Genomic DNA, 21,017 nt, shown 5'->3' with positions numbered 1-21,017 from the left:
GCGTGCTCGTGGTTTGGTCCGTCGACGAAGGCTATTGGATGCACCGCGCCAGCGGTGGGATATCCGCAGGTGTCGCCGGGTGTCGCCGATCAGCGCGGGCGCACCAGCAGCGCCTGCGCCCCGGTGGCGACCTGCCCGGCGGGGTCGTGCAACCGGCTGGTGGCGGTGCCGATGCCGTCCGGCCCGACCACCGTGCACGCGTCCAGCCCGATCCACTCGCCGGCGGGTTCCCGCTGGATGTGCACGGTCAGCTCGGTGTTGATGAACCACCAGCGGCGCGGGTCCAGGTAGTTGGACACCCCGTTGCCGGAGTCGGCCACCGCGAACAGCCGCTGCAGCGGGCTCGGCTTCTCCCCGGCGACCAGCGCGACCAGCTGGCGGCCCCACACCGTGGCCGGTCCGGGCCGGCTCATCGAGCCGCGGACCGCCCGCCATTCGGTGACCGCGAGATAACCGCTGCCGCCGCTTCCCCAGTGCTCCGGCCACTCGGCGGGCGCAGCGGCTTCGGGCGGGGGCAGCGGCTCGGCGCCCCCGCCGATGACCTCGGTGCTGTCGGAGGTGATCATCCGCCACGCCGACGCCCGCGCCACCACCTGCTCACCCGCGCTCAGCTCGGCCGAGAGCAGTTCGACCGACCGGCCGGGGCGCTCCAGCCGCGCCCGCACCCGCAGTTCGGTCAGCGGCGCCGGGCCGAGGATCTCCACGGTGACCCTGGCCAGCCTGCTGTCGTGCACCGCGGGCACCTCTTCGAGCGAGCGCACCAGCAGCGCCGACGGCGGCCCGAAGTGCTGGGCACCCGGCGACCAGGGACCCTCGGTGTGCTCGGTGGGGGCGAACCGCCCGTCGCCGAGGGGTTCGTAGAAGGCCGTCACGCTCAGTCCGCCCGGTCCAGTGCGGTCTCCTCGCCGGCGTCCGGTTCCGGCCAGCCCGGGTACTCCGGGGGCGTGCCGCCGAAGGCCGGGCAGTGCGCCTGGTGGTCGCACCAGCCGCAGAGCTTGCTCGGGTTCGGCCGGAAGTCACCGGTCTTGCCCGCCTTGAGGATCGCCTGCCAGATCGCCTCCAGGGTGCGCTCGAACCGCCGCAGCTCGGGCTCGTCCGGCGCGTAGGCCAGCGACTGGCCGTCGGTCAGGTACATCAGCTTGAGCTGGCGCGGCACCACCCCGCGCAGCCGCCAGAGCACCACCGCGTAGAACTTCATCTGGAACAGCGCCTTGGCCTCGCCGATCTCGCGCGGCGCGGCGCCGGTCTTGTAGTCGACCACCCGGATCTCGCCGGTGGGCGCCACGTCGAGCCGGTCGATGTAACCGCGCAGCAGCACCCCGGAACCCAGTTCGGTCTCCACGTGCAGCTCGCACGCCTCCGGCTGCAGCCGGGCCGGGTCCTCCAGCTGGAAGTAGGCGTCGACCAGCTTGCCCGCCGAGCGCAGCCAGGTCTCGACGTCGCCCTGGTCCTCGCCGAAGAGCTGCATCCACTCCGGGCGCAGCTGCTCGGACAGCTCGGCCCAGGCCGGGTCGAGCAGTTCCTGCGCCCGGTCGCGCTGCCGCTCGGCCTGCGGCAGGGCGAACAGCTTCTCCAGCACCGAGTGCACCAGCGTGCCCCGCAGCTGGGCCTTCGTCGGCGTCTCCGGCAGCTTGTCCACCGCGCGGAACCGGTAGAGCAGCGGGCACTGCTTGAAGTCGCTGGCTCTGGACGGGGACAGCGCGGGACGGCGGCGGACCTCGGGGGCTGGTTCGTCGTTCGTGGTGGGCAGGGGCGCTGACATACCCCGCACCCTAGGACAGGGGTACGACAAACCGGGTGACGGGCGCGCGTCACCCGCCGGATCACCACGTTCCCACACCCTTCGTTCTAGGCTGTCCGCGTGAGGAGCAACAGCGGCTCGGTGCGGTCGTCGGCGCGCCGCGAGTCGGCGCTGGACGGCGGGCTGCTGCTGTTCCGCGTCGACGGCGTGCCGGTGCTGCTGGCGCCCTCGTGGTGGGTCGGCTCACTGCTGGTCGTGGTGCTGTACGCGCCGCTGGTCGGGCGGTTGCTGCCGGGGGCCGGTCCGGTGCTGTCGTGGACCCTGTCCGCCGCCTTCGCGGTGCTGCTCGGCCTGTCCGTGCTCGCCCACGAACTCGGCCACTGCGTGGTCGCGCTGCGGCTGGGCATCCCGGTCCGGCGGCTGCGGTTGTTCCTGCTCGGCGGGCTGTCCGAGGTGGCGAGGACGCCGCGCAAACCGGGGCAGGAGGGCCTGGTCGCCGCGGCGGGCCCGGTGGTCTCGGTGCTGCTCGCGGGCATCTGCGCGCTGCTGCTGCTCGCCGTGCCCGAAGGGGGCGCGGTCTGGCTGCTGGTGGCGCAGTGCGCGGTGGCCAACCTCGCGGTCGCGGTGTTCAACCTGCTGCCCGGGCTGCCGCTGGACGGCGGGCGGATGCTGCGCGCCGGGGTGTGGGCGATCACCGGCACCCGCTCCACCGGCACCAGGGCCGCGGTGTTCGGCGGTGGCGCGGTCGCGGTCGGCCTGCTGGTGTGGGCGGTCTGGGGGCTGGCCAGCGGCAGCGACGACAAGTGGCTGCGGCTGGGCGTGTGCGTGGTGACCGCCTGGTTCGTCGCCATGGGGGCCACAGCGGAGCTGGCCGCGGAGTCCCGGCGCGGCTGGCCGGACGGGCTGGAGCTGGCCGACCTGGTGCGCCCGGTGCTGCAGCTGCCCGCGGAGAGCCCGGTGTCCGACGCGCTGGCCGCCTCGGCCGGGCGCGGGGTGGTGCTGGTGCGCGCGGACGGGGTGGCCGCCGGCCTGCTCGACGCCACGGCCGCCGAGCGGCTGGCCACGCAGTCCCCGCAGTCGCCGGCGGAGCTGGCCGCCGAGCCGATCCGGGCCGAGTCGGTGCTGCTGCTGTCCGAGCCGGGTGACGACATCGCCGAGCGCGTGCGGGAGACCGCCGCCTGGCAGTTCCTGGTGGTCGACGACGAGGGCAGGCCGGCGGGCGTGCTGCGCCGAGAGGACCTGCGCGCGGCGATGAGCGGGCGGCGTCCCGGCTGATCGCCCGCGCGAGCGGTCTGAAAGGATCTGATCTCCGCTTTCAGACCGGGAGGATCGCACGGTGGCGTCGGCAGGGGGCCCGTTTCGGGTTGGTGATCGGGTGCAGCTGACGGACCCGAAGGGGCGGCACTACACGATGGTGCTGACCGAAGGCGGCGAGTACCACACCCACCGCGGCGCGCTGGCGCACGACCAGCTCATCGGGCAGCCGGAGGGGTCGATCGTGGTCTCCGCCGGTGGCACCTCGTACCTGGCGCTGCGGCCGCTGCTGCCGGACTACGTGCTGTCCATGCCGCGGGGTGCGCAGGTGATCTACCCGAAGGACGCCGCGCAGATCGTGATGTGGGGCGACATCTTCCCCGGCGCGCGGGTGCTCGAAGCCGGTGCGGGTTCGGGGGCGCTGACCTGCTCGCTGCTGCGGGCCGTCGGCCACGAGGGCAGCGTCACCTCGTTCGAGGTGCGGGACGACCACGCCGAGCACGCGGTGAAGAACGTGGAGCGGTTCTTCGGGGGCCGCCCGGAGAACTGGCACCTGACCGTCGGGGACGTGGCCGAGCACACCGGCGAGGTGGACCGGGTGGTGCTGGACATGCTGGCGCCGTGGGACGTGCTGCCGTCGGTGCAGCGGAACCTGGTGCCCGGTGGGGTGCTGACCGTGTACGTGGCCACGGTGACGCAGCTGTCGCGGGTCACCGAGGCGCTGCGGGAGCAGCAGTGCTGGACCGAACCGCAGTCGTGGGAGACGCTGATGCGGCCGTGGCACGTGGTCGGCCTGGCGGTGCGCCCGGACCACCGGATGGTCGCGCACACCGCCTTCCTGCTCACCACCCGCCGCCTGGCCGACGGCGTCACCCCGCTGAAGCTGAAGCGCCGCCCGAGCAAGGGCTGACCCGGGGGAGCGGCCGCTGCGGGGCCGCGCTGGTAGCCCCGCAGCGCCGGAGGTGCCGCTCGATCGGCCCGCTGGGGGCTCAGCTGTCGCCGCTGTCGGGCCCGCCTGCCGGACGCCGCCCGTTGTCCACCGGATCGGCTGCCTCCCGCCGGGGCAGGCCCGCTGCCGGACTCGGCTGCCGCTGGACCCGCCCGCCGCTGGACCCGCCCGCCGCTGGACTCGGCTGCCGTTGGACCGCCCGCCGCCGGACTCGGCTGCTGCTCGCGCTGGGTTCGGCCTTCGCCGTTGCCAGAACCCGCCTGCTGCCGGGCTCGGCTACCGCCGGGCTCGGGCACCGCTCGCGCCGGGCTCGGGCACCGCTCGCGCCGGGCTCGGGCGCCGCTCGCGCGCGGGTCAGCCGGGGATGCACCACTTCGCGCGCTGCTTGACCAGCTTGAACGGGGTCTCCTTGAAGTTGCCCCCGCCCTCCACCCGGACGGTCACCGTGGCGCTGTCCCCGCTGACCTCCACCGGCTTCGCCAGCTTCGCGGTGATGTCCCCGGCTCGGTCCCAGGTGTCCTGCAGGCCCTGGACGTCGGCGTCCTTCTGCACGTTGCACGCGATCGTCGCGTACTTCCGCGCGTCCTTCGTGTTCAGCGCCTCGACGACCACGTCGCCGGCGGCCTCCGGGGTGTCTTCGCCGCGGCCCCCGGCGGCCGAGCTCGGCGCCGGTTTCGACGGCGGCGCGGAGGCCGAGGGGGCGGGCAGCGGCGGCTGGGCGGCGGGCGGCTCTTCGTCGCCGCCGGTGAGCACCAGCACGAGGGTGACCACCGCGCCGATCAGGATCACCGCGCCGATCGACACGCCGACGACCAATCCGGTTTTCTTCTGCCTTGCGGAGTTCGGCTCGCCGGGCCAGCCACCCGGCGGTGGGTACGGCTGCGGCGCCGGATACTGTCCGTAACCGCCGTACTGCTGCCCACCGTACGGCCCCTGTGGTGGTTGGTTCATGCCCGTTCCTCGTCCCCCGGCGCCCGGCTCAGCTGCCCACGCACCACCCGGCGGCTTCCTTCGTCAGCTTGATCGGCGACTTCTCCGTCTGCCCCTGGTACGACAGTTCGGCGTCGATGGTAGCGGTGTTCCCGCTGATGACCGGCTCGCCGACGACTTTCGCCTCGACGCCCTGCGGCATCTTGTCGATGTCGGACTGGGTGACCGTTTCCGGGCTGCAGGCGACCTCCTTGGCGAGGTCCACGTCGCGGTCGTTGATCGCGTCGACGGCCTTCTGACCGGCCGCCCGCACGTCCGACTTGTCGGCGGCCGAACCGGTGTCCCCGCTGTCGCCGCCCGGCTTGCCCGAACTCGGCTTCCCGGACGCGGGCGGCGGCACCTGGCCACCCGGCTGCGGGGCCTGTGACGTGGGGTTCTGCTGCGCGAGCTGGCCGGTGTCCCCGTCGTCACCGGTGAGCAGGAGCACCGCGGCCACCGCCCCGCCGAGCACCACCACCGCCCCGGCCACCAGGCCGACGACCAGCCCGGTTTTCTTCTTCTTGGGCGGTTCCTCGCCGAACCCGCCGGGCGGCTGCGGCGGCTGCGGCGGGTTCGCGTTGAACGCGTCCCAGCCGTACTGGTCCTGGGCGGGCGCCTGCTGCCACCCCGGCTGCTCCCAGCCGCCCTGCTGCGGCTGAGGAGGCTGCGGCGGCTGCTGCGGGGCCGGGTGGAACGCGTCCCAGCCGGGCGCCTGCGGCGGGTACTGCGGCTGCGGTCCGCTGTACGGCTGCCCCTGGTAGCCCGGCTGGCCGTACGGACCGGGGCCCCCGGGGTGCTGCGGTGGATAGGTCATGACTGCCCCCTAGGAAGTCGGTACACGTCCGGATGACGGCGCGAGCGATGTAGACGCACGGTAGCGGTCGGCCCGGTTTCGCCTTTACCGGGTTGGACCATTGCGCTCGGGGGAACCCCGTGATCCCTGCGCGACGCGCCGATCCTGTGATGCGGTTAGGGCTTCTCAAGTCGGTGATCGCCGGTACCGTGGACTGAAAAGCACTCCGAGGAGGTGCCGACATGCAACACGACCTTCCCGGAGGTCGGCCGGAGGATGCCGACCCATCAGATACGAGTGGAGCTGGGAACACGTCGGATGAGCAGGCGCGGCAGGTCCGCTTCCTGGAAGAGGAAGTTGCCCTGCTGCGCCGGAAGCTGACCGATTCGCCGCGACAGAACCGGGTGCTGGAGCAGCGGCTCGCCGAGGCATCGGAACGGGTCAGTCAGCTGACCGAAAGAAATAACAAATTGGTCGAGACGCTGCGTGAGGCTCGCGGCCAGTTGCTCGCTCTCCGTGAGGAGGTGGACCGCCTCGCGCAGCCGCCGAGCGGATATGGAGTATTCCTCGCGGCGTACGAGGACGGCACGGTCGACGTGTTCACCTCCGGCCGGAAGATGCGGGTGTCGGTCTCCCCGGCGGTCGAGGTGGAGACGTTGCGGCGGGGTCAGGCGCTGCGCCTGAACGAGGCGCTGACCGTGGTCGAGGGCGGCGGTTACGAGCAGACCGGTGAGGTGTGCGCCCTGCGCGAGGTGCTCGCCCCCGAGGTCACCGGTGGCAGCTCGCGGGCGCTGGTGGTCGGGCACGCGGACGAGGAGCGGGTGGTCTACCTCTCCGACCCGCTGGCCGAGCAGACGCTCAAGCCCGGCGACTCGCTGCTGGTCGACTCCAAGGCAGGCTACGCCTACGAGCGGGTGCCGAAGGCCGAGGTCGAAGACCTCGTGCTGGAGGAGGTTCCCGATGTCAGCTACGAGGACATCGGCGGGCTGGGGCGGCAGATCGAGCAGATCCGCGACGCGGTGGAGCTGCCGTTCCTGCACTCCGACCTGTACCTGGAGTACCAGCTGCGGCCGCCGAAGGGCGTGCTGCTCTACGGCCCGCCCGGCTGCGGGAAGACGCTCATCGCCAAGGCGGTGGCCAACTCCCTGGCCAAGAAGGTCGCGCTGGCCAGGGGCGACGACCCGGGCGACGGCTCGGAGGCGAAGTCGTACTTCCTCAACATCAAGGGCCCGGAGCTGCTGAACAAGTTCGTCGGGGAGACCGAGCGGCACATCCGCCTGATCTTCCAGCGGGCGCGGGAGAAGGCGTCCGAGGGCACGCCGGTGATCGTGTTCTTCGACGAGATGGACTCGATCTTCCGCACCCGCGGCAGCGGGGTGTCCTCCGACGTGGAGACCACCATCGTGCCGCAGCTGCTCTCCGAGATCGACGGGGTCGAGGGGCTGGAGAACGTCATCGTCATCGGCGCCTCCAACCGCGAGGACATGATCGACCCGGCGATCCTGCGGCCGGGACGGCTGGACGTGAAGATCAAGATCGAGCGTCCGGACGCCGAGGGTGCCAAGGACATCTTCTCCAAGTACCTCCAGGAGGGGCTGCCCATCCACGCCGACGACCTCGCCGAGTTCGGCGGGGACCCGAAGGCCACCTTCGACGCGATGATCCAGCACACCGTCGAGCGGATGTACGAGGAGAGCGACGAGAACCGGTTCCTCGAGGTCACCTACGCCAACGGGGACAAGGAGGTGCTCTACTTCCGCGACTTCAACTCGGGCGCGATGATCCAGAACATCGTGGACCGGGCGAAGAAGGCGGCGATCAAGTCGGTGCTGGAGACCAAGCAGCCCGGCCTGCGCGTGCAGCACCTGCTGGACGCGATCGTCGACGAGTTCGCGGAGAACGAGGACCTGCCGAACACCACCAACCCGGACGACTGGGCCCGGATCTCCGGCAAGAAGGGCGAGCGGATCGTCTACATCCGCACGCTGGTCACCGGCAAGAACCAGGATTCCGGCCGGGCGATCGACACGGCGACCAACACCGGTCAGTACCTGTAGGCGAGCACAGGCTCTCCAAAGAGGGCGGTGCACCGGAGCTGTCCGGTGCACCGCCCGTCCATTTTCCCGGCGTGTCCCCGCCGCCGATCGATGTATAACGGCCTATACTTCCGGGCCATGAGCGGTGATGAGTACCCGTCCCCCCAGCCGCCGGTGACCCCCGGTCAGATCAACGAGTGGCTGCGGACGGTAGCCGAATCTGCCCGGCGCGGTGAGCTGAGCGCGGACGAACTGATCGGCCTGCTCGGGCAGTTGCGGGCCGCTTCGACGGCCTGCGCGAACGCTTCGGACTGGGCCCTGCTGGCCGCCAGGGAAGCCGGGGCGAGCCTGCGGCAGATCGCACCGGTGTTCGGCAAGGGATATGTGCGCGCGCCCGCCGCGCGCCTGGAAAAACTGCACCGGCAGGTGTTGAACTCCGACCAGTGGCTCGAACTGATGCGGCGCCGGGAAAGCGGCGAGGGCTGACGCCCGCGCGTTCGATTCCGGGACGATTCGGGCGATGACGGATTTCTACCAGCGTGATCACCGCGACTGGGCCGGGGCGCGGGCCGACGAGCGGCGCCGGGCGGGCGTGCGGCGGCTGCCGGGCGGGTTCGCCGCGCCGGGCGGGGAACTGCGGCTGACCGTGCCGGGCCGGCTTTCGCTGGTGGTGGCCCCGGACGGCGGGGTGCTGGCGTTCGAAGGCCCCCGGGTCGCGGGGTTCCGGCCCGGCCTGGACCCGGTGGCGTGGGTGCGCGGGGTGGCGGGGGAGCCGGTGGTGGAGCGGATCCGGCGGGTGGTGCTGCCGGAGCCGCGGGGTCCGCTGTTCGCCCGCGGGCCGGGGTTCACCGCCGAACTGGACCGGTACGGCCTGCTCCGGTGCACCGGCGAGGTGCCCGCGGGGCCGGACGTGTTCGACGAGCTGCGTGCGCGTCCCGGGGTGGAGCTGACCGAGGGCTGGGTGCTGGCGCCGGGGGCGACCGTGCGGAAGCAGTCGCTGCTGGGCGTCGACCCGGTCCGGGGCGGGGTGGACGTGCCGCGGCTGGCCGTGCCGTCGGGGGAGCGGCGGGTGGCCGCGCCCGGCCGCGAGGTCGTGGTGTCGATGCACGAGCGCGGTTCGGTGCGCTGGTCCGCGCACCTCGGCGCGAACGGCGAATTCGACGGCCGGCTGCCCGGTGACGGCTTCGCCGCGGCACCGGAGGACTGGGCTCGGCGGGAGGCCGAGCGCCTGCGCGACGCGGAGTTCTGGGTCTCGGTGCAGGAGGTCGGCAGGCTGCGCGTTCCCCCGCCCGGCGCGGAGATCGCCGTGCGGATCGGCGATTACGTGCTGGAGTACGCGTGGCTCGGCGTCACCGCGGCGGGCGAGGTGACCGTGCTGGGCCGGTACGGCCACGAGGTGACCGCCCTGCTGCGTGGTTCACCGGCTTTCGCCGAGGATCCGGCAGCCTGGCTCCGTGCGCTGCCCGAGCACCTGGTGGCTGCCGGGAGCACGACCTTCCGCCCGGCGCACGACCACCTGTTGCTCACCTACCGCCGCTAGGCCGGACGGGGTGAACTCTTGACGAGCTGTGAACCAGGTCACTACTGTCGGGCTCGCTTCATTAGTAAGTAAAGTTTCCTGTCTAATCCCGCCGCCTGGTCAGAGAGGAAAACTCGTATGCGTTGGACCAAGATCCGGCTCCGTGCCGCGGCGGTGCTGGCCGCGGCGTTCCTGCTGCCGGTCCCCGGCGCGGCCCAGGCGGCACCGGCGGCGGTCACCGCGCTGCCACCGGGTTCGCCCGCGGCGGTCAACGGCCAGCTGAAGGTCTGCGGACTGCAGTTGTGCAACCAGTACGGCAAGCCGATCCAACTGCGCGGCATGAGCACGCACGGCATCCAGTGGTACGCCCAGTGCGTGAAGGCGGCTTCGCTGGACGCGCTGGCCGGCGACTGGAAGGCCGACGTGCTGCGGATTTCGATGTACATCCAGGAAGGCGGCTACGAAACCGATCCGGCGAAGTTCACCGCGCTGGTGAACAACTTCATCGAGGAGGCGACCAAGCGGGGCATGTACGCGCTGGTCGACTGGCACCAGCTCAGTCCCGGCGACCCGAACCACAACCTGGGCCGCGCCAAGACCTTCTTCACCGAGATCGCCAAGCGGCACAAGGACAAGACGAACATCATCTACGACATCGCGAACGAGCCGAACGGGGTCGGCTGGGCGGGCATCAAGAGCTACGCCGAGCAGATGATCCCGGTCATCCGCGCGCAGGACCCGGACGGCGTGGTGCTCGTGGGCACGCACGGCTGGGGTTCGCTGGGTGTTTCCGACGGCCGCACCGAGGCCGACATCGTGAACAACCCGATCAAGGCGAGCAACTTCATGTACACGTTCCACTTCTACGCGGCCTCCCACCGGGACGAGTACTTCAACGCGCTCACCCGGGCGGCGTCGAAGCTGCCGCTCTTCGTCACCGAGTTCGGCACCCAGACCTACACCGGTGACGGCGGGAACGACTTCGCCTATTCGCAGAAGTACCTGGACTTCCTGGCCGGCAAGAAGATCAGCTGGACGAACTGGAACTTCTCCGACGACTTCCGGTCGGGTGCGGTGTTCAAGGAGGGCACCTGCGCGGGCAGCAGCTTCACCGGTACCGGGCCGCTGAAGCCCGCCGGGGTGTGGATCCGCGACCGCATCCGGTCCGCGGACAACTTCCCCACCTCCTGACCCGCCCGTCGCCCACCACCACCTCGGCGGAGCTGCGCGCCGGCCCCTCCTGCCCACTGCGATCTCCGCGGCTACCGTCTACCCGTGGTAGACAACCCGGAGATCGCAGTGGGGCTGGCCGCGCTCGGCAGGCCCGCGTACATCAACCTCGGCCGTGAGAGCGCGTTGCCCGGGGAGCGTGACGTGGCGTCCATGCGCGCGGCCACCTGGGAAGTGCTCGACGCGGCCCACGCGGCCGGGGTGCGCTGGGTCGACGTGGCGCGGTCCTACGGGCGGTCCGAGGAGTTCCTGGCGGGCTGGCTCGCCGAACGCGGGCACACCGACGTGACCGTGTCCAGCAAATGGGGTTACGCCTACGTCGGCGGCTGGCGCCTCGACGCCGCGGTGCACGAGGAGAAGGAGCACTCGCTCGCCCGGTTCGAGCAGCAGTGGGCCGAGAGCGGCGCCCTGCTCGGTTCCCGGATTTCGGTGTACCAGGTGCATTCGCTGACCATCGACAGTCCACTGTTCACCGACGGCGCGCTCCTGGACCGCCTCGCCGCGCTGGCCGGCGGCGGGGTTCGCGTCGGGTTCTCCACCTCCGGTCCCGCGCAGGCGGACACCGTGCGGCGCGCGTTCGAACTGGAGCGCTCGGGCCGTCCCGTGTTCACCGCCGTGCAGTCGACCTGGAACCCGCTCGAACCCTCCGTCGGCGCGGTGCTCGGCGAAGCGCACGCGGCGGGAAACCTGGTGATGCTGAAGGAAACCCTGGCCAACGGCCGCCTGGTCGCCGAGCCGCCGGAACCGGTCCGCGAACTGGCCGCCGCGCACGGGGTGACCGCGGACGCGGTGGCGATCGCCGCCGCGCTCGCGCAACCGTTCGCCGACGCGGTGCTCACCGGACCGGCCGGGGTCGCGCAACTGGCGTCGAACCTGGGCGCCACCACGGTTTCCCTGGACGACGCCGAACTCGACCGGCTGCTCGCGCTGCGCGAACCGCCGGCGGAGTACTGGGCCCACCGCGCCCGCCTGGAGTGGAACTAGATACAGTCTGCGCGGTACGGACAGCGGAACCCGAGGGGGTTGCAGGTTGCGTCAGGTGCGTGTGGCCGCGCTGGCGGCCACGGCGGTCGCGTGTGCCGGGCTGGCCGGCTGCGCCGATCGGCCGAACGACCTCGACACCTACTACGACGACCCGGTTCCGTCTTCGGCGCCGGTCACGCCGGCGGCCCCGGCACCGGCTCCGGCCGCCACACCGCCGCCCCAGGACCGGACCGCCACCCGGCCCGCGCTGCTGACCGACGCCGACGTCGCCGCCGAAGAGGTGCGCAAGGCGGCCAAACCGGGCACCCCGTCGAAGTGCCTGGCGCCGCTGGTCGACTCCGTGCCCGCCGAACAGCGCCAGCGCGGGGACTGGCAGTACCCCTCCGGCGCCTCGCTGAGCCACCAGGTGCTGGTCACCACCGGCGCGGCGGCCGAAGCGGTCAACCGGCTGATCTGCTCCGGCGCCTCCCCGGTGCAGCTCACCCCGACCGGTGCCGAAGCGCAGCGGGCGTGGTGCGAGACGGACCGGGGCGCCGCGGTCTGCACCGTGCTGCTCGCCAGGGGTGAGGTCATCTCCGCGGTCCAGGTGGCCGCGAGCACGCAGGCCCGCGCCACCGACGCGGCGAAGCGGCTGGCTCCGATCAGCGCGGCCGCGCTGGTCCGCGTGTCCTCCTGAGCTCTCTGAGTTCTCACGGCCCGAAGCGGCGGAACCACTCGAGGATGCCGAGCCTGCCGTCGGGGATGAGCGGGCTCGACGGGTCCTCGGCCATCCGGCGCAGTTCGGTCAGCTCGATCCACTCCCCGGAGACGATCTCCTCCGGCTGGTGCGTGATCGGGCCGTCCCACCTGGCTTCGAAGGCGAAGTTGTGGCAGCGCATCGGCGGCTGGTCGTACACGTGGGTGAACACCGGTTCCAGCGGCACCCCCCGGATGCCGAGTTCCTCGGCCAGTTCCCGGCGGGCGCAGTCGGCGGGGCTCTCCCCGGCCGCGACCACCCCGCCCGCCCAGCAGTCGTAGGTGCCGGGGAACACGTCCTTGGTGTCCGTGCGCAGGTGCAGGTAGACCTTCTTGCCGTCCGGCGAGCGCACCAGCACCACCCCGGCGGCGTGCCACAACCCTTCGGCCCGCACCCGTGAGCGCGGTGCCGCGCCGACCGCCGCACCGGATTCGTCGTACACCGCGACCAGTTCGTCGTCCACGACACGCATCCAAACGCGGCTACCGGTGAGTTGTCACGTCCCCGCGCCCCCGTAGGGTGGACGGTATGAGGCGGATCATGGGAACCGAGGTCGAGTACGGCATCGCGGTGCCGGGCGATGCGACGGCCAACCCGGTGTTGACCTCCACCCAGGTGGTGCTGGCCTACGCGGCCGCGGCGGACATCCCGCGCGCCCGGCGGGCCCGGTGGGACTACGAGGTGGAGTCGCCGCTGCGCGACGCCAGGGGGTTCGACCTCGCCGGGCCGGGCACCTCCGGGCACGACCCCGACGTGGAGGACCTCGGCGCGGCCAACGTCATCCTGACCAACGGCGCCCGGCTCTACGTCGACCACGCGCACCCGGAGTACTCCGCTCCCGAGGTGACCAACGCGCGCGACGCGGTGATCTGGGACAAGGCGGGGGAGCGGGTGATGGAGGAGGCCGCGATGCGCGCGGCCACCGTGCCCGGCCAGCCGGCGCTGCAGCTGTACAAGAACAACGTCGACGGCAAGGGTGCCAGCTACGGCACCCACGAGAACTACCTGATGGCGCGGTCCACCCCGTTCACCTCGGTGATCTCCGGGCTGACCCCGTTCTTCGTCTCGCGCCAGGTGGTCACCGGCTCCGGCCGGGTCGGCATCGGGCCGCAGGGCGAGGACGCCGGGTTCCAGCTCTCGCAGCGCTCGGACTACATCGAGGTCGAGGTCGGCCTGGAGACCACGCTCAAGCGCGGCATCATCAACACCCGCGACGAGCCGCACGCCGACGCGGACAAGTACCGCAGGCTGCACGTGATCATCGGCGACGCGAACCTGGCCGAGTACTCCACCTACCTCAAGCTCGGCACCACCGCCATCGTGCTGGACATGATCGAGTCCGGGATGCGCTTCGACCAGCTGAAACTGGACGAGCCGGTGCGCGCGGTGCACCAGATCAGCCACGACCCGACGCTCAAGACCAAGGTCGAGGTGGCGGGCGGGCGCAAGTTCACCGGACTGGACATCCAGTTCGCCTACCACGAGCTGGCCTCGGAGTTCCTGGACCGGACCGGCGGCGACAGCCAGTCCAAGGACGTGCTGCGGGTCTGGGGCGAGGTGCTCGACGCGCTGGCCCGCGACCCGGCCGAGTGCGCCGACCGGCTGGACTGGCCGGCCAAGCTGCGCCTGCTGGAGGGCTACCGCGCCCGCGACCAGCTCAACTGGGGGGCGCCGCGGCTGCACCTGGTCGACCTGCAGTACTCGGACGTGCGGCTGGACAAGGGCCTGTACAACCGCCTGGTCACCCGCGGCTCGATGAAGCGGCTGGTCACCGAGGAGGAGGTGCGCGCGGCGATCACCACCCCGCCGTCCGACACGCGGGCCTACTTCCGCGGCCGCACCCTGGAGAAGTACGCGACCTCGATCGCGGCGGCGTCCTGGGATTCGGTGATCTTCGACGTCGGCCGCGAGTCGCTGGTGCGCATCCCCACGCTGGAGCCCCTGCGCGGCACGAAGGCCCACGTCGGCAAGCTCCTCGACGACTCGGCGACCGCTGAAGAACTGGTCGAGGCGCTCACCGGTTCGGACTAGAGCGGCACCCGCAGTTGATCCAGTCGGAACCCCGAACGTCGGTTCCACTGGGTAGGCTGAAGCACAACGGCCACACCGGGAGGCGAGATGGCTCAGGAAAAGATCGAGCGGCACGGCGGCGGTGACTCCGACGAAGAGGTCGAGGGCGGCGCCCCGGCCGGTCAGGAACGCCGCGAAAAGCTCGGCGAGGACGTGGACACCATCCTCGACGAGATCGACGACGTGCTGGAGGAGAACGCCGAGGACTTCGTCCGCGCCTATGTGCAGAAGGGCGGGGAGTAGGGCTCCCGCGCGCACCACCGGTCCCGCTGATCTTCGTTGATGGGAAAAACGAGCACGTATGGACAACACCTCGAACCACTCGGGCTTCGCGCTGCCCGCGTCGTACCTGACGGCGACCTCGTCGTCGTTCACCGACTTCCTGCGCTCGGAGGCACCGGACCTGCTTCCCGGCCGCCGGGGGGCCGGTGCCCAGCCGGGCGGGCTGGACGTGCCGCACGGCACCACCATCGTCGCGGTCACCTTCGCCGGCGGGGTGCTGATCGCCGGTGACCGGCGGGCGACCACCGGCAACCTGATCGCCACGCGGGACATGGACAAGGTCTACGTCACCGACGAGTACTCGGCGGTCGGCATCGCCGGTACCGCGGGCCTGGCGCTGGAGATGGTCCGGCTGTACGCGGTCGAGCTGGCCCACTACGAGAAGATCGAGGGCGTGCCGCTGTCGCTCGACGGCAAGACGAACAAGCTGTCGATGATGGTCAAGGCCAACCTGGACGTGGCCATGGCCGGGCTGGCGGTGCTGCCGCTGTTCGTCGGTTACGACACCGAGGCGGCGGACCCGAAGCGCGGCGGCCGCATCGTGTCCTACGACGTGACCGGCGGCCGGTACGAGGAGCACGGCGGTTACCACGCCATCGGGTCCGGGTCGCTGTTCGCCAAGTCGTCGCTGAAGAAGCTGCACGACCCGGACGCGGACCTGGAAGGGGCCGTGCGGGTGGCGGTGGAGGCGCTGTACGACGCCGCCGACGACGACACCGCGACCGGCGGGCCCGACCTGGTGCGCCGCATCTTCCCCACGGCGGTCACCATCACCGCCGAGCACGGTGCGGTGCGGTTGCCCGCCGAGCAGGCCGAAGCGGTCGCCGAGGCGGTCGTCAACGGCCGGGCGCAGCGCCCGGGCCGCCAGGGCTGAGTACAACCTTCCCGTTCGAGAGAGTGGAGCCACCGCAGTGACGATGCCGCTGTACGCGTCGCCCGAGCAGTTGATGCGCGAGCGTTCCGAGCTCGCGCGCAAGGGCATTGCCAGGGGGCGCAGTGTCGTGGTGCTGAAGTACGCCGGTGGCGTGCTGTTCGTGGCGGAGAACCCGTCGACGACGCTGCACAAGGTGTCGGAGATCTACGACCGGATCGGCTTCGCCGCGGTCGGCCGGTACAGCGAGTTCGAGAGCCTGCGCCGGGGCGGCATCAAGTACGTGGACCTGCAGGGCTACCAGTACGACCGCCGCGACGTGAACTCGCGGGCGCTGGCCAACGTCTACGCCCAGACCCTCGGCGCGATCTTCACCGACCAGCTCAAGCCGTACGAGGTGGAGATCTGCGTGGCCGAGGTGGGCGCCACCCAGGCCGACGACCAGCTCTACCGGCTGACCTACGACGGTTCGATCGGCGACGAGCCGCGGTACGTGGCGATGGGCGGCCAGACCGACCCGATCACCTCGAAGCTCAAGGACACCTACGAAGAGGGCCTCGACCTCGGCGCCGCGGTCGGCGTGGCGGTGGCCGCGCTGCAGGCGAGCGCGCCGAACTCCAACGGCGGCAGCGGCGAGGTCGGCAAGCTCGAGGTCGCGGTGCTGGACCGGGAGCGGGCCGGGCGGGCGTTCCGCCGGATCAGCGGGGCCGCGCTCGAAGCGCTGCTGCCGAAGCCGGAGGAGGCCCCCGCCGAAGCCGAGTCCGCCGAAGCACCGTCGGACGACGACAGCAAGAAGTAGGCCACCGGAACGTGGGGGCGCACGGACTCCCGTGCGCCCCCACACCGGTGTCCGGGGTCAGAGGCGGTAGAGGGCCAGGGCGCTGGGCTTGGACTTGAAGCGGAACGTCGAGCCGAGCGGGCCCACCTCGCCGTCGGTGGCCACGCGGCGGTTGCCGTTGAGGACCTTGACCTCCAGTTCCGGCACGTCGTACTCGCGGTAGACGTGGCTGGTGCCGAGGGTGTTGGTCAGCGCGGCGGCGATGAACCGGGCCCGCGAGTACGGCACGTCCGCCCGCAGGTACCGCACGTCGAGCAGGCCGGTGTCCAGTGCGGGCCGGTGCGCCGGGGCGAAACCCTTCGGGATGTACGGGCCGTTCCCGACGAAGATCAGCCAGATCGACGTCCGGTGCCCGTTCAGCTCGACCTCCAGCGGCCGCGCCTTGCGCAGGCTGCGCACCATGGCGATCGCCGCGGCGGGCCACTTGGGCAGCTTGTCCTGCAGCTTCTCCCGCATCCGGACCATCTCGGGGTAACCGCCGATGCTGGCCGTGTTGACGAACCACCGCCGCTCGGTCTCGCCGGCGCCTTGCACGATGACCTCACCGAGGTCCATGCCGACCGCGGCACCCGCCTCGGTGGCCGCGTCGGCGTCCGGCATGGACCGCACGCCGACGTCGCGGGCGAAGTGGTTGAGCGTGCCGGCCGGGATGAGTGCCAGCGGCAGCTTGTACTCGGCGGCCACCGAGGCGACCGCGGCCACGGTGCCGTCCCCGCCCGCCACGCCGAGCGCCCGCACCGTCCCGCGCCGCTCGATCTCCGCGGCGAGCTGGACGCGGATGTCCCGGTCGGGGTCCGGGTAGACGATGGTCGCCTTGGGCCAGGCGTACCGGACGTCCTCGGTGGGGTCCTGGCCGTCGATCCCGGAACGCGGGTTGACCAGGGCGAGCATGTTCTCGCCGTCGACCATCACCGGGGCTTCGGCCGGGTGCGCGGTGTCACCGGGCACGGCCGGGTGCACCGGCCACCAGTGCCGGGTGGCGAACGCGGCCCCGACGCCGATCAGCGCGCCGGCGCCGACGTCGCTGGGCCAGTGCACGCCGGTGTGCACCCGCGAGTAGGCCACCGCGGCCGCGATCGGCGCGATCGCCAGGCCCAGCGCCGGTGATTCCATCGCCACCGCGGCGGTGAACGCGGCCGCCGAGGCCGAGTGCCCGGACGGGAACGAGGACGAGGTGGGCCGCTTGACCAGCCGCCGGTGCTCCGGTACCTCCTCGGCGGCCGGGCGGCGGCGCGGGAACAGCGGTTTGCCGATCAGGTTGGCGGTCAGGCTGGCGCCGCCGATGGCGACCAGCCCGCGCATCGCCGCCCGCCTGCCGGTGCCCTTGCGGGCGCCGATGGCCGCGGCGACCACCCACCACAGCCTGCCCTTGTTCGCGGAACGCGTCAGCGCCATCAGGGCGCGGTCGGCGGGGGACCTGGGGAGCGCGGCGCTGCGGCGGACCAGCGCGCGGTCGGTCTCGCCGACCTGGCGCAGCGGGCGCGTGATGTGCCTGAACACGTGGTGCAACGTAACCGACGCAACGCCGACGCCCGAACGGCGCACCGACTTGGGGGCACTTGCGCATACTCTGGTGGCATGCAGCGGCGGATCTTTGGGATCGAGACAGAGTTCGGGGTGACCTGCACCTTCCACGGGCAGCGCAGGTTGTCACCGGACGAAGTGGCCAGGTACCTGTTCCGGCGGGTGGTTTCGTGGGGGCGTTCGTCCAACGTGTTCCTGTCGAACGGCTCGCGCCTGTACCTGGACGTCGGATCCCACCCGGAGTACGCGACGGCCGAGTGCGACGACCTCACGCAGCTGGTCACGCACGACAAGGCGGGCGAGCGGATCCTGGAGGACCTGCTCGTCGACGCCGAGCGCAGGCTGGGTGACGAGGGCATCGGCGGCGACATCTTCCTGTTCAAGAACAACACCGACTCGGCGGGCAACTCCTACGGCTGCCACGAGAACTACCTCGTCACGCGGGCGGGTGAGTTCTCCAGGATCGCCGACGTGCTGCTGCCCTTCCTGGTCACCCGCCAGCTCATCTGCGGGGCCGGGAAGGTGCTGCAGACCCCCCGCGGGGCGGTGTACTGCCTGTCCCAGCGGGCCGAGCACATCTGGGAAGGTGTGTCGAGCGCCACAACCCGTTCGCGGCCGATCATCAACACCCGCGACGAGCCGCACGCGGACGCCGAGCGCTACCGCAGGCTGCACGTCATCGTCGGCGACTCGAACATGGCCGAGCCGACCACCCTGCTCAAGGTGGGCGCGGCGAACCTGGTGCTGGAGATGATCGAGCAGGGTGTGCAGTTCCGGGACTTCACCCTGGACAACCCGATCCGCGCCATCCGCGAGATCAGCCACGACCTGACCGGGCGGCGGCAGGTGCGCCTGGCCGGTGGCCGGGAGGCGTCGGCGCTGGAGATCCAGCGCGAGTACTACGCGCGGGCGGCGCAGCACGTGAAGACCAACGGCTCCGGTGCCACCGCCGAACGGGTGGTCGAGCTGTGGGGCCGGGCGCTGGACGCGGTCGAGACGCAGGACTTCTCGAAGATCGACACCGAGATCGACTGGGCGATCAAGCACCGGCTGGTGGAGCGGTACCGCGCCAAGCACGACCTGGACCTGTCCAGCCCGCGCATCGCCCAGCTGGACCTGGCCTACCACGACATCCGGCGCGGCCGCGGCATCTTCGACCTGCTCCAGCGCAAGGGCCTGGTGCGCCGGGTGACCGACGACGGCGAGATCGAGCTGGCCAAGGACACCCCGCCGCAGACCACCAGGGCCAAGCTGCGGGGCGACTTCATCGCCGCCGCGCAGGCCGCGCAGCGGGACTTCACCGTGGACTGGGTGCACCTCAAGCTGAACGACCAGGCGCAGCGGACCGTGCTGTGCAAGGACCCGTTCCGCTCGGTCGACGAGCGGGTGGAACGCCTGATCAGCTCGCTCTGACGGGGAACGGGGCCGTGCTCGCCGGGCAAGCGAGCACGGCCCCGTTCCCCGCATTCGGCGGGCGGCCGGGCAGGGGCAAGGGCTGGGCGACCCGGCCGCCCGCTGGTCAGGCGGGCGCGCCGCGCCGGAAGGCCGGGATGACGACGGCGCCGACCACGACGTGCAGCAGCGCGAGGGTGACCCGGGCGTCCACCGGTCCGCTCGCGAGCAGCGGGCTGCCCAGCGAGAGCACCACCACCGCGACCGCGATGAAGGTCCAGAGGCGGCCCTTGCCCTTGCGCTCGAGCAGGGCGAGCAGGCCCCAGCCGAGCAGGGACACCCCGACCGTGGCGAGCAGGATGGCGGGCAGGGTCACCGTCTGCGCCGCGGCGCCGCCGATGCTGGTCACGGTGAGGTCCACGTCGAGCACCGGCACGGCCAGCGCCCAGACCAGCGACACGGCGACCGCGGCGGCCACGATGCCGCCGACCCGGGTGAGCACCGTGGACCGGTGCTGGGCGTTCGGTGCGGTGGAAGTGGTCATTGCGGCCTCCTGGTAACACCGTTTGACGGGTTCGTCCCCGACGATATGGCTGCCGCCGCGGCCGCACTTCCACTGTTTGGTTGATGCCGTGCGCTTTGCGTGATCGGCGACGATCTGGTAGTCATCTGGCGCCGACGCGATGGGGGTTGCCCGATGCGCAAGATCCACCTGGTGTTCGCCGCCCTGCTGCTGGGCGCCGCCTTGCCCGCCGCCGCCGACGGCCCGCCCGCCTGGCAGCTCACCCCGACCGGCGTGACCACGCAGCTGCGCGGGCTCGGCGCGGTCAGCGGCCAGGTGGCCTGGGTCAGCGGCAGCCGGGGCACGGTGCTGCGCACCACCGACGGCGGTGCCTCGTGGCAGCCGGTCGCGCCCCCGGGCACGGCGGCGCTGGACTTCCGCGACATCGAGGCGTTCGACGACCGGCACGCGGTGGTGATGTCGGCGGGCACCGGCCAGGCCGCGAAGATCTACCGCACCGACGACGGCGGTGCGAGCTGGCAGTTGTCCTTCGACAACCCCGACGAGCGCGCCTTCTACGACTGCATCTCGTTCTTCGACCACCAGCGCGGCCTGGCGATGAGCGATCCGGTGGACGGCCGGTTCCGCCTCCTGTCCACCGCGGACGGTGGGCGCAGCTGGGCCGAGGTGCCGCCTGCCGGACTGCCGCCCGCCCTGCCCGGTGAGGCCGGGTTCGCCGCGAGCGGGCAGTGCCTGACCACGGAGGGCGAGCAGGAGGCGTGGTTCGGCAGCGGCGGCGGTGCCACCGCCCGGGTCTTCCACTCGCGTGACGGCGGCCGCACGTGGACGGTCGCGGACACGCCGTTGGTGAGCAGCCAGTCGGCCGGGGTGTTCGCGCTGGGCTTCCGGGACCGGCTGCGCGGGCTCGCCATCGGCGGGGACTACGCCGCCCCCAGCGAACCCGTGCCCGCACTGGCCCTGACCCGCGACGGCGGCCGGACGTGGGACCGGCCGCCCGCCCCGCCCGCGGGTTACCGCTCGGGCGTGGCCTGGCGGCACCACACCGCGCTGGCCGTCGGCCCCACCGGCAGCGACTTCAGCCTCGACGGCGGCAGGCACTGGGCCTCCTTCGACAGCGGCAGCTTCGACAGCGTCGACTGCACCGCACGCGGCGCCTGCTGGGCCTCGGGCGCCGGCGGCCGCGTGGCGAAGCTCGCTTAGGCGCTTTCCTGCGAGGCAGGGCGCGCTGGCGGGCCGCTCAGCGCTCACGCCATGGTGCTGGTGCCTGGTGGCTTCGGTGGTTCACCGGGTGCAGGGGAGCGAGGTC

At 72.0% G+C, this 21,017-nt stretch carries 21 protein-coding genes; 14 read left to right on the top strand and 7 right to left on the bottom strand.

What is annotated here, in order from left to right; translation table 11 throughout:
* Positions 1 to 89: 89 nt before the first annotated feature.
* Together AC07EG_RS07300 and AC07EG_RS07295 are read right to left on the bottom strand one after the other, a co-directional pair.
* Complete coding sequence (locus AC07EG_RS07300; protein ID WP_478252168.1) at positions 90 to 878, bottom strand: thioesterase family protein; 789 nt, start codon at positions 876 to 878, stop codon at positions 90 to 92.
* Positions 875 to 1,762, bottom strand: a complete 888-nt coding sequence (locus AC07EG_RS07295) for a RecB family exonuclease (RefSeq protein ID WP_478252139.1) — start codon at positions 1,760 to 1,762, stop codon at positions 875 to 877. The genes AC07EG_RS07300 and AC07EG_RS07295 overlap by 4 nt, the downstream gene beginning before the upstream one ends.
* 162 nt (positions 1,763 to 1,924) lie before the next feature.
* On the opposite strand from AC07EG_RS07295, the gene AC07EG_RS07290 reads away from it, so the two are divergent.
* On the top strand, positions 1,925 to 3,016 hold the full coding sequence (locus AC07EG_RS07290; protein WP_478252167.1) for a site-2 protease family protein: 1,092 nt from the start codon (positions 1,925 to 1,927) through the stop codon (positions 3,014 to 3,016).
* A gap of 61 nt (positions 3,017 to 3,077) precedes the next feature.
* A complete protein-coding gene (locus tag AC07EG_RS07285; protein WP_478252138.1) occupies positions 3,078 to 3,905 on the top strand; it encodes a tRNA (adenine-N1)-methyltransferase in 828 nt (275 codons plus the stop codon).
* A 393-nt stretch (positions 3,906 to 4,298) separates the two neighbouring features.
* On the opposite strand, the gene AC07EG_RS07280 is transcribed toward AC07EG_RS07285, so the two are convergent.
* Positions 4,299 to 4,895, bottom strand: coding sequence for a hypothetical protein (locus tag AC07EG_RS07280; protein WP_478252137.1), 597 nt, complete (start codon positions 4,893 to 4,895; stop codon positions 4,299 to 4,301).
* Positions 4,896 to 4,923: 28 nt separating this feature from the next.
* Positions 4,924 to 5,727 carry a hypothetical protein gene (locus AC07EG_RS07275; RefSeq protein WP_478252136.1) on the bottom strand — a complete coding sequence of 268 codons (804 nt, stop codon included), beginning with the start codon at positions 5,725 to 5,727 and terminating at the stop codon, positions 4,924 to 4,926.
* Positions 5,728 to 5,948: 221 nt separating this feature from the next.
* Between AC07EG_RS07275 and arc the strand changes: the two genes are divergently transcribed.
* The 6 genes from arc to AC07EG_RS07245 all read left to right on the top strand — a co-directional run bounded on the left by arc (position 5,949) and on the right by AC07EG_RS07245 (position 12,151).
* Entirely contained in the window at positions 5,949 to 7,763 is a 1,815-nt protein-coding gene (gene arc / locus AC07EG_RS07270) for a proteasome ATPase (protein WP_478252135.1), read from the top strand.
* Between the two features lie 117 nt (positions 7,764 to 7,880).
* Positions 7,881 to 8,228, top strand: a complete 348-nt coding sequence (locus AC07EG_RS07265; RefSeq protein WP_478252134.1) for a hypothetical protein — start codon at positions 7,881 to 7,883, stop codon at positions 8,226 to 8,228.
* 34 nt (positions 8,229 to 8,262) lie between these two features.
* Positions 8,263 to 9,282 carry a hypothetical protein gene (locus AC07EG_RS07260; RefSeq protein WP_478252133.1) on the top strand — a complete coding sequence of 340 codons (1,020 nt, stop codon included), beginning with the start codon at positions 8,263 to 8,265 and terminating at the stop codon, positions 9,280 to 9,282.
* Between the two features lie 117 nt (positions 9,283 to 9,399).
* A complete protein-coding gene (locus tag AC07EG_RS07255) occupies positions 9,400 to 10,452 on the top strand; it encodes a glycoside hydrolase family 5 protein (protein WP_478252132.1) in 1,053 nt (350 codons plus the stop codon).
* Between the two features lie 84 nt (positions 10,453 to 10,536).
* Positions 10,537 to 11,475: an aldo/keto reductase gene (locus tag AC07EG_RS07250; RefSeq protein WP_478252131.1), complete on the top strand. Its 939-nt coding sequence runs from the start codon at positions 10,537 to 10,539 to the stop codon at positions 11,473 to 11,475.
* A gap of 55 nt (positions 11,476 to 11,530) precedes the next feature.
* Complete coding sequence (locus AC07EG_RS07245; RefSeq protein WP_478252166.1) at positions 11,531 to 12,151, top strand: hypothetical protein; 621 nt, start codon at positions 11,531 to 11,533, stop codon at positions 12,149 to 12,151.
* A 13-nt stretch (positions 12,152 to 12,164) separates the two neighbouring features.
* On the opposite strand, the gene AC07EG_RS07240 is transcribed toward AC07EG_RS07245, so the two are convergent.
* The gene (locus AC07EG_RS07240; protein WP_478252130.1) at positions 12,165 to 12,683 is read right to left on the bottom strand and encodes an NUDIX hydrolase; all 519 of its coding nucleotides are present in this window, start codon (positions 12,681 to 12,683) and stop codon (positions 12,165 to 12,167) included.
* A gap of 56 nt (positions 12,684 to 12,739) precedes the next feature.
* Here AC07EG_RS07240 and dop point away from each other — a divergent pair, with 56 nt between their 5' ends.
* From dop to prcA, 4 genes are all read left to right on the top strand, one after another.
* On the top strand, positions 12,740 to 14,242 hold the full coding sequence (gene dop, locus AC07EG_RS07235; protein ID WP_478252129.1) for a depupylase/deamidase Dop: 1,503 nt from the start codon (positions 12,740 to 12,742) through the stop codon (positions 14,240 to 14,242).
* Between the two features lie 87 nt (positions 14,243 to 14,329).
* On the top strand, positions 14,330 to 14,524 hold the full coding sequence (locus AC07EG_RS07230) for a ubiquitin-like protein Pup (protein ID WP_113692219.1): 195 nt from the start codon (positions 14,330 to 14,332) through the stop codon (positions 14,522 to 14,524).
* Positions 14,525 to 14,582: 58 nt separating this feature from the next.
* Positions 14,583 to 15,437 (top strand): proteasome subunit beta, encoded by an 855-nt coding sequence (gene prcB / locus AC07EG_RS07225; RefSeq protein WP_478252128.1) that lies wholly within the window; start codon positions 14,583 to 14,585, stop codon positions 15,435 to 15,437.
* A gap of 37 nt (positions 15,438 to 15,474) precedes the next feature.
* Complete coding sequence (gene prcA / locus AC07EG_RS07220; RefSeq protein WP_478252127.1) at positions 15,475 to 16,233, top strand: proteasome subunit alpha; 759 nt, start codon at positions 15,475 to 15,477, stop codon at positions 16,231 to 16,233.
* A gap of 57 nt (positions 16,234 to 16,290) precedes the next feature.
* Here the strand turns inward: prcA and AC07EG_RS07215 are convergent, their stop codons facing one another.
* Positions 16,291 to 17,667 carry a phosphatase PAP2 family protein gene (locus AC07EG_RS07215; RefSeq protein ID WP_478252165.1) on the bottom strand — a complete coding sequence of 459 codons (1,377 nt, stop codon included), beginning with the start codon at positions 17,665 to 17,667 and terminating at the stop codon, positions 16,291 to 16,293.
* Positions 17,668 to 17,850: 183 nt separating this feature from the next.
* Between AC07EG_RS07215 and pafA the strand changes: the two genes are divergently transcribed.
* Complete coding sequence (gene pafA, locus AC07EG_RS07210; protein ID WP_478252126.1) at positions 17,851 to 19,209, top strand: Pup--protein ligase; 1,359 nt, start codon at positions 17,851 to 17,853, stop codon at positions 19,207 to 19,209.
* A gap of 106 nt (positions 19,210 to 19,315) precedes the next feature.
* Here the strand turns inward: pafA and AC07EG_RS07205 are convergent, their stop codons facing one another.
* Positions 19,316 to 19,732: a DUF6069 family protein gene (locus AC07EG_RS07205; RefSeq protein ID WP_478252125.1), complete on the bottom strand. Its 417-nt coding sequence runs from the start codon at positions 19,730 to 19,732 to the stop codon at positions 19,316 to 19,318.
* Between the two features lie 153 nt (positions 19,733 to 19,885).
* On the opposite strand from AC07EG_RS07205, the gene AC07EG_RS07200 reads away from it, so the two are divergent.
* Positions 19,886 to 20,911, top strand: a complete 1,026-nt coding sequence (locus AC07EG_RS07200; RefSeq protein ID WP_478252124.1) for a WD40/YVTN/BNR-like repeat-containing protein — start codon at positions 19,886 to 19,888, stop codon at positions 20,909 to 20,911.
* Positions 20,912 to 21,017: the final 106 nt, after the last annotated feature.

The organism is Amycolatopsis sp. NPDC045836 (assembly GCF_056431745.1).
Note: the sequence above shows the minus strand (reverse complement) of the source record. Positions and strands in the feature narration are given on the sequence as shown.

What these genes read in the sequence shown, in the direction of transcription:
- AC07EG_RS07240 (WP_478252130.1), bottom strand. Translation starts at nt 12,683, where the DNA reads ATGCGTGTCGTGGACGACGAACTGGTCGCGGTGTACGACGAATCCGGT.
- AC07EG_RS07295 (WP_478252139.1), bottom strand. Translation starts at nt 1,762, where the DNA reads ATGTCAGCGCCCCTGCCCACCACGAACGACGAACCAGCCCCCGAGGTC.
- AC07EG_RS07280 (WP_478252137.1), bottom strand. Translation starts at nt 4,895, where the DNA reads ATGAACCAACCACCACAGGGGCCGTACGGTGGGCAGCAGTACGGCGGT.
- arc (WP_478252135.1), top strand. Translation starts at nt 5,949, where the DNA reads ATGCAACACGACCTTCCCGGAGGTCGGCCGGAGGATGCCGACCCATCA.
- AC07EG_RS07200 (WP_478252124.1), top strand. Translation starts at nt 19,886, where the DNA reads ATGCGCAAGATCCACCTGGTGTTCGCCGCCCTGCTGCTGGGCGCCGCC.
- AC07EG_RS07255 (WP_478252132.1), top strand. Translation starts at nt 9,400, where the DNA reads ATGCGTTGGACCAAGATCCGGCTCCGTGCCGCGGCGGTGCTGGCCGCG.
- AC07EG_RS07230 (WP_113692219.1), top strand. Translation starts at nt 14,330, where the DNA reads ATGGCTCAGGAAAAGATCGAGCGGCACGGCGGCGGTGACTCCGACGAA.
- AC07EG_RS07265 (WP_478252134.1), top strand. Translation starts at nt 7,881, where the DNA reads ATGAGCGGTGATGAGTACCCGTCCCCCCAGCCGCCGGTGACCCCCGGT.
- AC07EG_RS07215 (WP_478252165.1), bottom strand. Translation starts at nt 17,667, where the DNA reads ATGGCGCTGACGCGTTCCGCGAACAAGGGCAGGCTGTGGTGGGTGGTC.
- dop (WP_478252129.1), top strand. Translation starts at nt 12,740, where the DNA reads ATGAGGCGGATCATGGGAACCGAGGTCGAGTACGGCATCGCGGTGCCG.
- AC07EG_RS07205 (WP_478252125.1), bottom strand. Translation starts at nt 19,732, where the DNA reads ATGACCACTTCCACCGCACCGAACGCCCAGCACCGGTCCACGGTGCTC.
- prcB (WP_478252128.1), top strand. Translation starts at nt 14,583, where the DNA reads ATGGACAACACCTCGAACCACTCGGGCTTCGCGCTGCCCGCGTCGTAC.
- AC07EG_RS07260 (WP_478252133.1), top strand. Translation starts at nt 8,263, where the DNA reads ATGACGGATTTCTACCAGCGTGATCACCGCGACTGGGCCGGGGCGCGG.
- pafA (WP_478252126.1), top strand. Translation starts at nt 17,851, where the DNA reads ATGCAGCGGCGGATCTTTGGGATCGAGACAGAGTTCGGGGTGACCTGC.
- AC07EG_RS07275 (WP_478252136.1), bottom strand. Translation starts at nt 5,727, where the DNA reads ATGACCTATCCACCGCAGCACCCCGGGGGCCCCGGTCCGTACGGCCAG.